Source organism: Neolewinella antarctica (genome assembly GCF_011927835.1).
GTDB classification, from domain to species: Bacteria; Bacteroidota; Bacteroidia; order Chitinophagales; family Saprospiraceae; genus Neolewinella; species Neolewinella antarctica.
Window position 1 is genome coordinate 962,814 of record NZ_JAATJH010000002.1, and the last position, 14,771, is coordinate 977,584.

The 14,771-nt window shown below is 56.6% G+C and carries 13 protein-coding genes and 2 tRNA genes; 5 read left to right on the plus strand and 10 right to left on the minus strand.

What is annotated here, in order from left to right; genetic code table 11:
* Positions 1-215 precede the first annotated feature (215 nt).
* From ruvB to GGR27_RS09125, 10 genes are all read right to left on the minus strand, one after another.
* The gene (gene ruvB, locus GGR27_RS09080; protein WP_168037102.1) at positions 216-1,244 is read right to left on the minus strand and encodes a Holliday junction branch migration DNA helicase RuvB; all 1,029 of its coding nucleotides are present in this window, start codon (positions 1,242-1,244) and stop codon (positions 216-218) included.
* A 475-nt stretch (positions 1,245-1,719) separates the two neighbouring features.
* A tRNA-Pro gene (locus GGR27_RS09085) sits at positions 1,720-1,796 on the minus strand.
* An 81-nt stretch (positions 1,797-1,877) separates the two neighbouring features.
* Positions 1,878-1,952 (minus strand) — tRNA-Val (locus tag GGR27_RS09090).
* Between the two features lie 198 nt (positions 1,953-2,150).
* Positions 2,151-2,480, minus strand: a complete 330-nt coding sequence (locus GGR27_RS09095; protein WP_168037103.1) for a DUF3467 domain-containing protein — start codon at positions 2,478-2,480, stop codon at positions 2,151-2,153.
* Positions 2,481-2,553: 73 nt separating this feature from the next.
* Entirely contained in the window at positions 2,554-5,205 is a 2,652-nt protein-coding gene (gene topA / locus GGR27_RS09100) for a type I DNA topoisomerase (RefSeq protein WP_168037104.1), read from the minus strand.
* A gap of 92 nt (positions 5,206-5,297) precedes the next feature.
* A complete protein-coding gene (locus tag GGR27_RS09105; protein WP_168037105.1) occupies positions 5,298-5,834 on the minus strand; it encodes an NADPH-dependent FMN reductase in 537 nt (178 codons plus the stop codon).
* Positions 5,835-5,939: 105 nt separating this feature from the next.
* Positions 5,940-6,686, minus strand: coding sequence for a DUF6438 domain-containing protein (locus GGR27_RS09110; RefSeq protein WP_168037106.1), 747 nt, complete (start codon positions 6,684-6,686; stop codon positions 5,940-5,942).
* 42 nt (positions 6,687-6,728) lie between these two features.
* The gene (locus GGR27_RS20430; RefSeq protein ID WP_168037107.1) at positions 6,729-7,706 is read right to left on the minus strand and encodes an OmpA family protein; all 978 of its coding nucleotides are present in this window, start codon (positions 7,704-7,706) and stop codon (positions 6,729-6,731) included.
* Between the two features lie 89 nt (positions 7,707-7,795).
* Positions 7,796-8,740 (minus strand): septal ring lytic transglycosylase RlpA family protein, encoded by a 945-nt coding sequence (locus GGR27_RS09120; RefSeq protein ID WP_168037108.1) that lies wholly within the window; start codon positions 8,738-8,740, stop codon positions 7,796-7,798.
* Between the two features lie 121 nt (positions 8,741-8,861).
* Positions 8,862-9,275, minus strand: coding sequence for a response regulator (locus GGR27_RS09125; RefSeq protein ID WP_168037109.1), 414 nt, complete (start codon positions 9,273-9,275; stop codon positions 8,862-8,864).
* A gap of 138 nt (positions 9,276-9,413) precedes the next feature.
* Between GGR27_RS09125 and GGR27_RS09130 the strand changes: the two genes are divergently transcribed.
* The 5 genes from GGR27_RS09130 to mqnE all read left to right on the plus strand — a co-directional run bounded on the left by GGR27_RS09130 (position 9,414) and on the right by mqnE (position 14,746).
* Complete coding sequence (locus GGR27_RS09130) at positions 9,414-10,910, plus strand: sensor histidine kinase (protein ID WP_168037110.1); 1,497 nt, start codon at positions 9,414-9,416, stop codon at positions 10,908-10,910.
* Positions 10,911-11,203: 293 nt separating this feature from the next.
* Positions 11,204-11,782, plus strand: a complete 579-nt coding sequence (locus GGR27_RS09135; protein WP_168037111.1) for a YeeE/YedE family protein — start codon at positions 11,204-11,206, stop codon at positions 11,780-11,782.
* 3 nt (positions 11,783-11,785) lie between these two features.
* A complete protein-coding gene (locus tag GGR27_RS09140; RefSeq protein WP_168037112.1) occupies positions 11,786-12,199 on the plus strand; it encodes a DUF6691 family protein in 414 nt (137 codons plus the stop codon).
* Between the two features lie 108 nt (positions 12,200-12,307).
* A complete protein-coding gene (locus GGR27_RS09145) occupies positions 12,308-13,408 on the plus strand; it encodes a mandelate racemase/muconate lactonizing enzyme family protein (RefSeq protein WP_168037113.1) in 1,101 nt (366 codons plus the stop codon).
* A gap of 147 nt (positions 13,409-13,555) precedes the next feature.
* Positions 13,556-14,746 (plus strand): aminofutalosine synthase MqnE, encoded by a 1,191-nt coding sequence (gene mqnE, locus GGR27_RS09150; protein ID WP_168037114.1) that lies wholly within the window; start codon positions 13,556-13,558, stop codon positions 14,744-14,746.
* Positions 14,747-14,771 lie beyond the last annotated feature (25 nt).

Here is a 14,771-nt window from a genome sequence, read left to right on the forward strand (position 1 = left end):
AATTAATTTTTTGCACTAGATTACCTAGTAATCCTTTCGGCGCCCTTTGCTTCACGGTAGAGGGCGCTTTTAGTTGGGCGCGGCCGCCGGTGCCGAGGAAAGTACGTGAGAGCAAGGTATTTAGGGTGCAGGGCGGGGAATACCTTGCTCCTTACAAAATGCTCTTGCACCCGCGTCCGCGCAAAAAAAATTGTGACAGAGAAGATGGTGCGCGCTCAAAACTCAAACAAAGTCCCCGCGGACCCCGGCGGCGTGGCACCGATGTGGTGGTAAGCCTTTTCCGTAGCCATCCGTCCGCGCGGCGTCCGTTGCAGATACCCTTCCATGATGAGGAAGGGCTCGTGGACTTCCTCGATCGTCCCGGAGTCCTCACCCACCGCCGTAGCGATGGTGGACACCCCGACCGGGCCACCTTTGAATTTATTGATGATGGCGTTGAGAATCTTGTTGTCCATCTCGTCCAGACCGCCTTCGTCCACGTTCAGGGCCGTCAGACCGTAATCGGCGATGGCTTTGTCAATGGTGCCGTTGCCCTTGATCTGCGCGAAGTCGCGAATCCGACGGAGCAGTGCGTTGGCGATCCGCGGGGTTCCCCGGCTACGTCTGGCGATTTCCATGGCGCCATCGGGTGTGATCGGTACGCCCATAATACCGCAACTACGTTTGATAATCTTGATGAGGGTCGCTACGTCATAATAGTCAAGTAGACAATTGATGCCAAAACGTGCGCGCATCGGAGCCGTCAGCAAACCCATCCTGGTGGTGGCACCCACCAGCGTGAAGGGTTCCAAATTAATTTGTACCGAGCGGGCGTTGGGACCACTGTCGATCATGATGTCGATCCGGTAATCCTCCATGGCGGAGTACAGGTATTCCTCGACCACGTTATTCAACCGGTGAATTTCATCGATGAAGAGTACGTCGCCCTCCTGTAGGTTGGTCAGTAGACCGGCTAGATCTCCCGCTTTCTCCAGAACTGGCCCACTGGTCATTTTCAGTTCAGCACCCAGTTCGTTGGCTACGATGTGCGATAGTGTCGTTTTTCCGAGTCCGGGAGGTCCGTGCAGCAAAACGTGGTCCAAACTATCACCCCGCTCCACGGCAGCCTGGATGAAAATCTTCAGGTTCTCGACGATCTTGGGCTGGCCGCTAAAGTCGTCCAGCGAATCCGGCCGTAAGGCTTTTTCGATGTTGGAGTCGTCCGGATTCAGGTTTTCCGCGGTGGCGTCTAGATACTCGTTCATAGGGTGGCCAAGGTACAATAGATTGGGTTTAAACGGTAGGGGTTCAAACAGAATGTTGGAGGTGGCTGGTTGTAGGTCGCGTCCGATAAAATTACATGTCTATAGAAGTTCGAGTAAGCTACCTGCGCAGTTGGGATGTAGGGGTAATTAGGTGTAGAACCGGTACGGGTCAAAGCCAGTTCTCATCGGATGTATCTTCGGTAAGGCATTGCGCAGCAATCGCTTACCGAAGTTCATCAGATGTGTAACTGACGGAGGAAGATCTCTTGATGGTGGGGATGACAAGGTTGCGTAAAGACGCGTACTTCGTGCATAAACTTGCTTGGCTAAAATAAAAAGACCTTCCCGCAAAGCAGAAGGGTCTTAATTAATGGTCGGGATGACAAGATTGCGCAAAAGGCGCGTACTTCGTGCACGAACTTATGTGGCTAAACGAAAAAAGGCCTTCCCGCGCTGCGGGAAGACCTTTTTAAAATGGTCGGGATGACAAGATTCGAACTTGCGGCCCCACGCCCCCCAGGCGTGTGCGCTACCGGGCTGCGCCACATCCCGATTGGATGGAAGGACTGATAATGTAGTCCGGGGGGAATAGTAGGTTCGTTGTGAAAATAACTTACCAACTACTTTTGGAGGTGGTCGATACTGGGCTCGAACCAGTGACCTCTGCAATGTCAATGCAACGCTCTAAACCAACTGAGCTAATCGACCTCTATACCTGCTTACATGACTACTACGATATAACCCACATTCGGGAGTGAGAATAGTCAGCGAAAGAGTTACCGGTAAAGGACCCTTCCTAAGCGGCTGCAAATATACACCGGGCGGGGAAATTGAAAAGCTTGGGACGGGATAATTTGTCCACGAGTTCATATTTGTTTCTCAACCCGGCGATTTTCCATAAGTGCATTACGCCTGCGCGGTCGGCGTGAAACTCATGGGGGGAAAATTCGGCCCGTTGTTGCCGCCCCCACGGGCAGTATCGATGGTACCGAACTGCTTCTCGTACTTAGCGATGTTGTCGGCCAACGCGTTGAGCAGGCGCTTGGCGTGTTCCGGCGTCAGGATCACGCGACTCTTTACCTTGGCTTTCGGTGTATTGGGGATGATACGTACGAAGTCGACGATGAATTCACTGTTGCTGTGGGCGATAATGGCCAGGTTGCTGTACACCCCCTCCGCGATGTCCTCGGGAAGGTCGATATTTAACTGGTTCTGGGGCTTTTTCTCGTCAGCCATGGGGGGATCTATTTTAGCTATTTCTAATTGGGGTAACCGGACATAAACGCCGCTAGTCCGCTGTAACAAATGGTCAGCTTTTTTTAGCGGCTGTTTTCTGGGCGGTCACCTTTTTGGCGGGCGCCTTTTTCTTTGCCGCCGGCTTCTTTTTGGCCGCTGGTTTCTTCTTAGCTGCCGGTTTCTTCTTTGCCGCCGCTTTCTTCTTGGTTTTGAAGGCACCGGGCATCTCTTCTTCTATGTACTTCTTCACGTCTTCCAGACTCAACAGGGCGGCGTCTTCGCGGGACATGCGTTCGCCATCTTTGTCTTTAGGAATCTTGATGCTCTTCTTCTTGAAGCGGATAAACGGTCCCCAGCGTCCTTGCTCCACGTCGATCTTCTCGTCGGTGAAGCGCTGAATGTAGCGCAGGGCTTCCTTCTCGACTTTTGCCTGGATGAGCTCGGTCATCTCGTCCTTGGATAAGTTATCGGGGTCGTAACGCTTGGGAATGTTGATGAACATGCCGTTCCATTTGAGGAAGGGGCCAAAACGGCCGGCCCCCTGCTGAACGGGTAGTTCTTGGAACGTCATTACCGGAGCATCGGCTTTCTTCTTGGCGGCCACGAGTTCCTTCGCGCGATTCATATCCACGCTGTGTGGATCCTCGCCTTTTTCGAGACTCACGAAAGCTTCCCCCCAGCGAATGTAGGGACCATAGCGGCCGATACCGACGGCCGTTTCTTGTCCGTCGATCTCACCGAGCACCTTTGGCAGGGTGAAAAGGGGTAGGGCGGTTTCGAGGTCGATCTCCTCCATGCTCATGCCCAGGGGCAGGTTAGCGTAGCGGGGTTTTTCGTCGGGCAGTAGTTCGTCGGGGGAGCCGAGTTGGATGACCGGGCCGTTGCGGCTGAGGCGTACGAGGACGGTGCGGCCCGTCTCCGGGTGCTCGCCGAGGGTGCGCTCACCACTGACGCGCTCGGCGTTTTCGGTGGTGTCTTCAACCTTTTCGTGGAAGGGGAAGTAGAAATCCTTGAGCATCTGCGTCCAAGTAACTTTTCCTTCCGCGACCAAGTCAAACTTCTCTTCCACGTCTGCGGTGAAGTCATAATTCATGATCTCGTCGAAGTTCTCGGCGAGGAAGTCGGAGACGGCCATGCCGATGTCGGAGGCGAAGAGGCGGTTACTCACCGCTCCGGTATTCTCGGTCTTGGTTTCGGTCGTTACCTGGTTCTTCTTCAGGGTGATAACCTCGTAGGTGCGTTCCACGCCGTCGCGTGTTTCGCTCGTCACGTATCCGCGCTTCGGGTCCATGATCTTACCTACCGTTGGGGCGTAGGTAGACGGACGGCCAATACCTAATTCTTCCAACTTTTTGATCAGGCTAGCTTGCGTGTAACGGCTGGGTGGGCGGGTGAACCGCTGGATTGCGGTCATCTCGGCGAGTGGCAGGGCCTGGCCGATGGACAATGGCGGGAGGATGCCTTCCGCCTCTTTGTCATCGTCATCGTCATCGCGGCCTTCCAAATAGACTTTCAAAAAGCCATCGAATTTGAGGACTTCTCCCTTAGCTCTCAGTTTGGCGTCGGGAACGGTAGAAACGGCGATATCAACCGTTGTCTTTTCCAACTCCGCATCCGCCATTTGGCTGGCGATCGTCCGCTTCCAAATCAGCTCGTAGAGGCGCTTTTCGTAGCGGTCCCCCACGTTGGCCGTGTGGCGGTCGATGTAGGTGGGGCGAATGGCTTCGTGCGCCTCCTGGGCATCTTTTTTCTTGCTCTTAAAACGCCGGGTCTTGCTGTACTTGTCGCCGTACACCGACTTCACTTCCTTCTCGATGGCGGCCAGGGCTGTCTCCGAAAGGCTGATGCTGTCGGTCCGCATGTAGGTGATCAAACCGGCTTCGTAGAGCTTCTGCGCGGTCCGCATGGTGTTTTCCGGGTTCATGGATAGCTTCCGGCTCGCTTCCTGCTGCAAGGTAGAGGTCGTGAACGGGGCGGCGGGCTTACGCTTGGCCGGCTTGATGGCGATGTCCTTGATCTTGAAATCGGCACCGACACACTTGTTGAGGAAGCCTTCCGCGCTTTTCTTGTCGTTGTAGCGCGTGGGGCTTTCGGCTTTGAGTTGGACGGTTCCACCCTGCTCGTTGCGCACGGAGAAGATGGCGTTGACGCGGAAAAAGGGCGTCGTTTCGAAAGCCATGATCTCCCGCTCCCGCTCCACTACGAGCTTGACGGTTACGGACTGAACGCGTCCGGCGCTGAGGCCAAATTTTACTTTTTTCCAGAGTACGCCGGAGAGTTCGTAGCCAACCAACCGGTCGAGGATACGGCGGGCCTGCTGGGCGTTTACGAGGTTGACGTCGACGCGCCGGGGGTTACTGATGGCCGCTTTGATCGCGGGCGGGGTGATCTCGCGGAAGACGATGCGGTTAGTCGTAGCCACGTCGAGCTTAAGTACTTCACAAAGGTGCCAGCTGATGGCTTCCCCTTCGCGGTCTTCATCCGTCGCGAGCCAGACCGTATCGGCGGCCTTCATGGCGGCCTTGAGCTTCTGGACTTGCTTGCGCTTGTCGGGGTTAACTACGTACTTAGGCTTAAAATCTCGCTCAACGTCGACGGCTCCGTCGCCTTTATCGAGGTCACGGATGTGGCCGTAGGAACTCTGGACGGTATAATCTTTACCAAGAATCTTCTCAATAGTTTTCGCTTTGGCCGGCGACTCGACGATCAGTAAGTTTTTTGCCATGGGAGTATTCGTGCGTAGTAGTCTAAGAGTGTGAGATGTTTGTGCTAGTCCCGGCCCGCGCCCGTGCGGTGAGAACCTTTATCTGTACGGTTTCAGGCCGCAATAAGTTGTTGCGCGTGCTTTTTAAGATTGTCGAGGGTAGCCTGGTGGGTGATGGTTTCCTCCGGTAGGTATTCGTGCGCCGCGCTAATGGGTAAGCGGTTGGGGAGTACCCAGGCACCCATGTGGGCCAGCGTGTCGGCGAGGTGATCCATGCCCCGTAAATTGCCGGCCCGGCCGCTGGCAATACCGATCAGGGCAATCTTCTTACCCCCGAAATTCTTAGCGGTCTCGTAGACGCTCACCGCGTCTATAAACAGCTTCAGCACGCCCGGGTAACTACCGTTGTACTCCGGAACGAAAAAGACTAGTTTATCCGCTTCAATGACGAAACGCTGCTGTAGACTCAAAAAAGTCGACGACATCTGGCTCGGGTCGTACATCTCCTGGGTGAAGTCTTCCGCGTTGAGCAAAGCGAGGTCGAGTAACTGCGCGTCCTGGCCAGACTGCTTAATAATGTCCGTGAAGTGGGCGGCGTACTTGAGCGTAAGGCTGCCCGAGCGGTTGGTTCCGGAGACGACTGTGATCATGAGGTGGGGGGCTTTGGGGGAAGAAGGAAGGTTACGGAGCGTATCCGTGGACCATTCGGGGCTAGATAAGCACGCCGGCCCCAATAAGTTCAGCCGGGCGGGTATTTACCGGGGGCTGACCGTCCCGTTCTCCTGGGCGGAAATAACGTCTTCGTCCTGGCGGAGGTACTGCAAAAGCTCGTCCGCGGCCATCAGGTTAGGGTTGGTGGTGATGAGGTAGTACTGAGTGTTTGGTGTAATTTGCTCCTTGAGCGCCACACCCTGCCTGCCGTACTTAGCTAACCAGGTACCCGCGACCACGCCCTCCCGCAAGTGCACGATAATTTCTTCCTTCTCATTGGCACCAGTCGCCTTCTTTCCACCCGGCAGCTCCGTTGATATCTGCCGGTAGCCGGGTTGTTGCGCTAACTCCTGCAACCGATCGGCGAGCCGACGCAGCTCGGGCGAGGCTTCCTCCTTGAACGAAATTGGGTAGGCCGCCTGCTCCCCGTCGTACCAAGTGATGGTTTGGGTGGGCGCGTCCGGCAACCGACTGGGGAAAGTGGCGGGGTATTCGCGGAAATTAATCTGGCTCAAGCTATCCAAGAAGGAAGTGATGGCCCGCCGATCGTCGTTCTTGTGCCAGACGCCGGGGCGCTCCGTAAATCGCTCGCCCCGAAACACGAGCAACCCGTTGTTGTAGACATCGAGTTCGTACACCTCACAGCTACCAAAACAGGCATCCTGCCGGTAAGTGATGCGTAGGTTTTCTGGCTTAGCGCCGCTAAATTGAGGCCCGAGATAAGCGGTGGGGTCACAGCTCGACGAACTAGTCACGATAATAATGGCGGCAAACAATAACGCAAAACGCATGGGGAGAGAGCTTTATAATTGATTTTGTAGGCAAGGAAGACGTTACTCCACCACCGTTACCATGATGTCCAGCCGGCGGTTGGCCGCGCGGCCGACTTCCGTGGAGGAATCCGTGACGGGCGCGTAAAAGCCTTTCCCGGCCGCGGCAATTTTCCCGGGGTTGATGCCGGAGTCGATCAATTGTTGGACGACGCTGATCGCCTTATCCGTGCTGTCCTCAAAGGCCGCCAGCGCGTCGTTGTTGCTACCGTCGGCGTGCCCGATTACGGTAATTTCACTGCGGGGGTAGTCGCGTAGCGCAGCGGCCAGGCGGCCCATCAGCGCCGATCCCTCGGGGCTCATCGAGTAGCCATCGGTGGTCAGTAGACCTTCGGCGAGCGTGATTTGCAGGCGACCGTTGCCGGCCGGCGCGATGATGTAGGACCCCGCCGGCAGGTAATTCAGCAACTGGTTCATCTCGCTGCGCATGGCGTTCATCTTCAGGGCGGCGTCCTGCTGGGTGGTAAACGCCGGGCGGGCGTTGCCACCGGCGACGCGGTTGTAACCGGTTGGTTGGGCCGCGTCGGCTTGGTTGGTGCCGTCGATGCGGGCCAATTCTGCCTCCCGGGCCTGCACGGAGATTTCCATCTCCCGAATTTCGGATTCCCGGCGGCTCACCTCCATGGTACGCTCGGCGAGTGTTTGTTGGAGCCCCGTCACTTCTTCCCCCGTGTTGGTGAGGAGTTTCTGGTTCTGGGCGAGCAGGGTTTCGTAGTTTTTTGATAAAGATTGGTAGCTGGAGTTCAGCGCCTGGTTGGTCGCCACGACGGATTCCAGTTGGCGGATGAGGTTGTCCGACTCCAGGTCGGCGTTCTCCACTTCGCTGTAAGTATTGAGTGCCTTCACGTCGGCGAGGCTATCGGCTTCGACGGTCTTGTTGCGGTAGTAATCACGCTCGATGGTGAGGGCGTCGTACTGATCTTTCGGGACGCAGGAAAAAAACAGGCACAGGGCGGCGGGTAGGAGCAAAAGTTTCTTCACGGTAGTAATATTTAGGCGGATGGACCACTGGGCATAAAAGCGGGACGGGGCGGCAGATGTTTAGGTGGCACTGATGGCTGGCCACGCAGCTACTTCAGGGTGACCGTGAAGCCCGCCATGGCGTAGCGTTTTTTCAAATCGCTCGCGTAGCGCTTGGCGGAGTCCGCCGACTCAAACGGACCGAGCAGGACCTTATATAAAGAGGCACCAGCCTCGGTCACTCGTTCGAGCAGTACGTCGTCAAACCATTTGCCCTGCAGTTCGGTGACTTTGTCCATGGCCCCTTCGAGGTCGCGGAAGCTGCCAACCTGCACGGCGAAGTTGCCGGCCGGTTTTTTGCTCAGGGCAATTTTGTAGACACCGGGGGCGAAGTCGGTCGCCATTTTGGGGCGGGTGGCCGAACTGGGTACGGGGACGCGGGGGGCTGGCGTCGCTACGGCTACGATTTTTATGGGCGCGGGCGCGGGTGCAGTAGGGATCGTCGTAACGGCAACGGCCGGCTCGGGGGCTGGCTCCGGCGCGGCAGCGGGTTTAACCGGCGTAGTTGTTTTTTCCCGGATCACGGGAGCGGGTGGGTCCGGCGATGCCTTATCGACCACCACGACCGGTCGATCAACTACCGGATCGGGTTCGGCCGTAGTGACGACCTCGCGATCGGCGGGCTCGTCACTCTTCAGCGAGACTAGCGTCACTTCGACGGGGGCGGTGACCAGCCCGATCAGCCCCAGGCCTTCCGCAGCGCGCTCACTCACTTCGATCACCCGGCCACGGATGAAGGGCCCCTTATCGATGATACGCACCCGGACGGCCTTGCCGTTGTCCAGGTTTTTTACCTCTACGGTACTGTTGACCGGGAAGGTCTTGTGCGCCGCGACCATGTCGTTGCGGTTGTAGATCAAGTCATAGGCAGTCTCCGCACCGTCGTATTCCCGGCTGTAGTAGCTGGCTAGGCCGTTCTCGGTGTCGCCGATAAGTTGGGCGGGGAGGGTAGTGGCGATGAAAAGGAGGGGTAACAGGCTTAGTAGATTCTTCATGTTAGGTGGAGTTGCGGCCAGCAAAGGTAGGGGCTCGCCCGGTGGTTCGTGGCTCCTTCCGTAAATACCCGGCATCTACGACCGCGCCCGTTGCCTCCGACCCCTGCGCCATTGATGTTAATTAAATGGACGCGAAATAGTCGTCCAAAATTCGGTTCAGCTCGGTAATCATCAGCGGCTTTTGTTGGAAAGAGCTAATCTCCTTGATTGACTGCGCCCGGCTTCGGTCGTCGGGGTTAAGGGAAGTGGTGAGCATCACGATGACGATGCCACCCCGCTGCTCCAGGGGTAACTCCCGGTAAGCTTGGAGAAATTCCCAGCCCGTCATGCCCGGCATGTTGATGTCGAGAAAGATGAGGTCGGGCTTGGGGTAATCGGCCGATTTATCACTCGTGGTCAAATAGTCGAGCGCCCTGAGGGCACTGGTAACGGCCCGCACGGACAGAATCCGGCCCGATTTTCTGAGCACGCGGGTGTGTAAAAAATTCGTCGCCTCGTTATCATCGATCAGCAGAACGGTCGGTTGGAAGGGCATAACGAATGGGTCAGTGGGGTGGGGGCAAATTAAACTTACCTTTAGCCAGCGCGAAGCTAAAGCCGGGCCAGAAGGTCGGTGTGGTCTCGCCAAGCTTACAGCGTTATTCAAACCCTTGTTCGCGCTAACTCAGTCGAAATGCACTATTTACAACGAGAATTTGCGGAACGCACCAAGTCGGGCGGCACGGTTCTTGGGCTGTTACAGTCTTCCGCCCTGGACGGCCTCTGGTACCTCGACCTGGAAGACCGCGCGCAAGAATGGAGGAATAACCAGTTCTGGCGCGCCCTCGGTTACGATCCCGCGGTTTTACCGTTGCTGCCCACCGGGCCGGGCCTCACCAATGCGGATGATCAGGCCGAATCGACCCGGCGCATCGACGCCCACCTTGCCGACCCGGGTACGCCATACGATCAAGTCCTGCGCTACCGTCACCAAGACGGCCGCACCGTTCACCTACGCCGCCGCGGGGCGGTGTTGCGTGACGACAAAGGAAATGCCACCCGGATGCTCGGCACGCACACCGACGTCACGCACGAAAGAGAAACCGAAGCACTCCTTAAAAGTAGCCAGCAAGCGGCGCGGATCGGAACCTGGTCCGTCGACCTACGCGGCGGCAGCATCCACTGGGATGAAATGACGAAGGAAATTCACCAAGTGAGCGCCGACTTTGTGCCGCAACTATCCGAGGCAATGAATTTTTACAAGGCCGGTACGAGCCGGGAAACCATCGCCAGGCTATTCGACCGGGCCGTCCGTGAGGGTGAGTCTTTCGATACCGAATTGCAGTTGGTCACGGCGGAGGGTAACGACATCTGGGTTCGCTCGATCGGGCAGCCGGAGATGAAAGACGGTGAGTGTATCCGCGTCCACGGCATCTTTCAGGACATCAACCTGCGCCGACGCGAGGAAGAACGGGTGATCAATTATTCCATTCTCGACGCCAAAAGTAAGGAGATGGAACAATTCGCCTACATCGCTTCCCACGATTTACGCGAACCCCTCCTCACCATCGAAGGATTTTTGGAGGTCATCCGGGAAGACTTTGCGGAGACACTACCGGTTGAGGTCATGTCTTACATGCGGACGATTACCGGGGCAACCAAACGGATGGACGAACTCATCAAGGGGCTCCTCGATTACTCCCGCCTGAGCGCGATCAAGCAACTGCAGGAGGTGAACTTGAAAGAACTCTTCGAGATCGTCATGACCGACCTCAATTCAGCGATGAGCGGCGTTAACATCGAATTTTCGTACACCGATCTACCCCTCGTCATGGGTTATCCGCTGGAACTGAAAGTACTGTTTCAGAACCTGGTGGGCAACGCCATCAAGTACCGCCGCGTGGATGAGCGACTGATGATCAGCGCAACCTGTGCCGACACCGAACTGGGCTGGCAAATCAACATCAAGGACAACGGAATCGGCATCGCACAAAAAGACTTGACCACTATTTTCAAGCTATACCGCCAACTCCACGGCAAGGGCAAGTACACCGGCAACGGCATCGGACTGGCTAATTGCATGAAAATCGTGGAACTGCACGGCGGCGATATTTGGGTGGAGTCAGAACTGGGGCAGGGCTCCACGTTTCACTTCACGATCCTTACGCGGGAAGAATTGGAGGAAGGGTAAGTATATTAAAGCCGGATTTTACGTGTAGTTAAAAGCGGGTGCGGGTTAAGCGTAGCGGTCCACGAAACGTACCACAGTTCAGACGTAAACGGCTGGGTTGGGCCAGCTTCGCAGATAGCTGATTTCTGCATCAATATGCTGAGAAAGAGGTGGCGCGGACGCGGGTGCCCGATAAGTGAAGGCGGAGCAAAATATTATATGAAGGTTTCATCATCCATTTTTGAGTTGGTGGTGTTCCGTCGTGGTTAATGAGCCCGGCCGTGCTAGTGCACCCGGTTAACCGACCACAACGTATGTACGATTTAATCGCCGGCCCCTGGCACTGGGCCGTCAGCGGCTTCCTCATCGCCCAGGTGATGTTCGCCCTGCTCTACGCCGGCAAGAGTTTTGGCGTCTCCGCTAATTTGCGCACGATGTGTACCATCGCCGGCGCGGAAAAGTATTCCGATTTCTTCAGGATCGACTGGCGCGAGCAGCGCTGGAACTTACTGTTCATCGCCGGCGCGGTGATTGGCGGCTTTATCGCCTACCACCTCGTTCCTAACCCGGAGCCCGTGCAAATCTCAGAAGCGACGATTACTCACCTGCGGTCCATTGGTATCGAATCACCGGCCGCAACGAGCACCGGCGGCTTCGTACCCGACTCTCTGTTTGCTCCGGAAAATTTCCTTACGCTGCGTAACCTCATCGCGCTCGTGCTCGGTGGGTTCCTGATCGGCTTCGGGACGCGGTGGGCGGGCGGTTGTACTTCCGGCCACGCCATTTCGGGTCTGTCCAATCTCCAGCTACCCTCGCTGATTGCCGTCATCGGTTTTTTCATCGGCGGGCTCCTCATGAGCTGGGTGCTCCTTCCCATCATCGTACAATTGTAAGCCATGCGTTATCTGTACTATCTGTTTGTCGGCATAGCTTTTGGATTCGTGATGACGAAGTCGGAGGCCGTTTCTTGGTACCGAATCCAGGAGATGTTCCGGTTCGAGTCCTTTCACATGTACGGCATCATCGGGACGGCCGTGGTCGTCGGTGCAATCGGCGTGGCGCTGCTCAAGCGGTTCGACGTGCACGCTTACGACGGCGGTGAGTTAAGCCTAAAGGACAAAAATCTGAGCGTACCCCGCTACCTGTTCGGCGGCATCATTTTCGGGTTGGGTTGGGCGCTGACCGGGGCCTGCCCGGGGCCGATGTTTACCCTGCTGGGGCAGGGCGTGTGGATGATCGGGGTGGTTATTCTGAGCTCCGTGGCCGGGACGTTCGTTTACGGCTTGCTGCGGGACCGTCTGCCGCACTGATTTAGTATTTGGTTGAAAACAGCCCTGAGCCGCCGCGCCAGGTTGTCCTGAATTTCGGTGAGGATTACTCCCAGCGGGGGCACCGGTGAAAGCGCTACCTTTCGGGGAATGAAGATTGCGAAAATCTCTTTTTACGAAGCTCCCATCTCCCTTCGGGAGCCCTTCATTATTTCTCTCGGCCCGCTAACGCACGCGAACAACGTCTTCGTCAAGTTGGAAACGGACACGGGCCTGACCGGCTGGGGCGAGGCGAGCCCGTTTCCTATGATCCACGGAGAAACGATGGCGGGGTGCGTGGCGGTTGGCCAGTATCTCGCGCGGCAACTATTAACGTTGGATCCCGCCGACCACGCGGGTGTGCTAACTGCCATGGACGGTGCCATTTACGGTAATTCATGCATCAAGGGCGCGCTGGAAATCGCCTGTTATGACGTTGCGGCCCGGGCGGTCGGGCAACCGCTTTACGCCTACCTCGGCGCGCACAACGATCGGGATATTCGTACGGATTACACGATTAGTTTGGGCTCGGTCGAAGCGATGGTTGCCAAGGCGCGGTGGATCAAGGCACGGGGATTTTCCGTTATCAAGATTAAGTTAGGGGCGCGGACGCGGGATGCAGAGCGGGTGCGGGCCATTAGCGAAGCCGTTGGGCCGGACGTGCCACTCCGTCTCGACGCTAACCAAGGCTGGAGCAAGGACCAGGCCATCACCGTCCTGCGGTCAATCGAGGACCTGAACGTCCAGCACTGCGAAGAACCCATCGATAAGCGAGACTGGCACTTACTACGTGAAATCCGGGAAGCCACCACCATCCCCCTCATGGCCGACGAAACCTGCTGGGACGACGCCGACGCCAGGCGACTGATCGATCACCAGTCCGTAGACCGCCTGAACGTGAAACTCAGCAAGACCGGCGGCTTCACTCGCGCGCTACGAATTGCCGAGTTGGCCGGGGAAGCAAACATTCCGTTACAGATCGGCGGCTTTCTGGAAACCCGCCTCGGATTTACCGCCGCCGCCCATTTCGGCCTGCTACCGGCGGTCACTTTCTACGATCTGGATACGCCACTCATGCAATCCGTCGACCCCATTGTCGGAGGAATGGTCTACGGAGCCGGGGGGCGGGTATCCTTGCCGAACGCTCCGGGGTTGGGTGCTTCGGTAGCGGAGCCCTACTTACGCAATCTAGATACAGTAGTTATAGAATAAGCTTTTTGTCCCTAACTGACTTCTTCATGATCGCTTCTTCGTTGTCATGAATCCGTCCTGCCGACGTCCCTTAAATTCAAAGAAATAAACTACTTTCAGAAAAAACTGAAAGTTAACTGGGGCGTTCTATCACCACAAGATCAACAGATGAACGCTATCTCTCTCCCTACCGTGCTCCGCGACCCAACCCTGGCACCCGCGCTCCGCGCCATCGCCGAAAAAGTCCACCGCGGGCGGCGTATTTCCGTGGCGGAAGGCCTCACGCTTTACGAAAAGGCACCCCTCGGCTACCTCGGTGCGCTCGCCAATCACATCCGCGAGGCCAAGCACGGCGACAGCACCTACTTCAACCGCAACTTCCACATGGAGCCGACCAACGTCTGCCTCTACACGTGTACGTTCTGTAGCTATTCACAGCGCATCAAAAAGCGGGAAGACGGTTGGGAATACGGCCTGGACGACTTAATGGACATCGTCAAAACCTACGACGACCAGCCCGTTACGGAAGTCCACATCGTGGGTGGTGTATTGCCGCAGTACGACGTTGAGTTCTACTCCGAACTCTTCCGCCGCATCCGGGCTCACCGTCCCGATCTCCACGTTAAGGCACTTACTCCGGTCGAGTACCACTACATCTTCAAAAAAGCCAAGATTACCTACGAAGAAGGTATGACGCTCATGAAGGAAGCCGGCCTGCAATCCATGCCCGGCGGTGGTGCCGAGATCTTTCACCCCGAGATTCGCGATCAGATTGCCGGTGGAAAGTGTTCCGGTGAGCAGTGGTTACGCATCCACGAGATTTGGCACGATTTGGGTATGCGCTCCAACGCCACCATGCTCTACGGCCACATCGAAGAATTCCGCCACCGCGTCGATCACCTCGACAAACTGCGGGAGCTTCAGGACAAGACCGGTGGTTTCCAAACCTTCATCCCCCTCAAGTTCCGTAACCAGAACAACGAGATGAGCCACCTACCCGAAAGTAGCGTGGTCGAGGATCTACGCAACTACGCCATCAGCCGCATCTACCTCGATAACTTCGACCACGTCAAGGCTTACTGGCCGATGATCGGCCGGACGACCGCCCAGCTAAGTCTCGCCTTTGGCGTGGACGATATTGACGGTACCATCGACGACACCACCCGCATCTACTCCATGGCCGGTGCCGAGCAGCACCCCGCGATGAGTACCGAAGACTTAGTGAAAATGATTCGTTCCGTCGGTCGCCACCCCATCGAGCGGGGCACGCTTTACGAAGTGATTAAGGACTGGAAGGACGTTGAGTTTGCGGACGATAATAAGTTCCGGGGGTACACTTCTTTGCCGGTTGCTCGGTAGTAGTATTTGAGTAACCCGCTCTCTC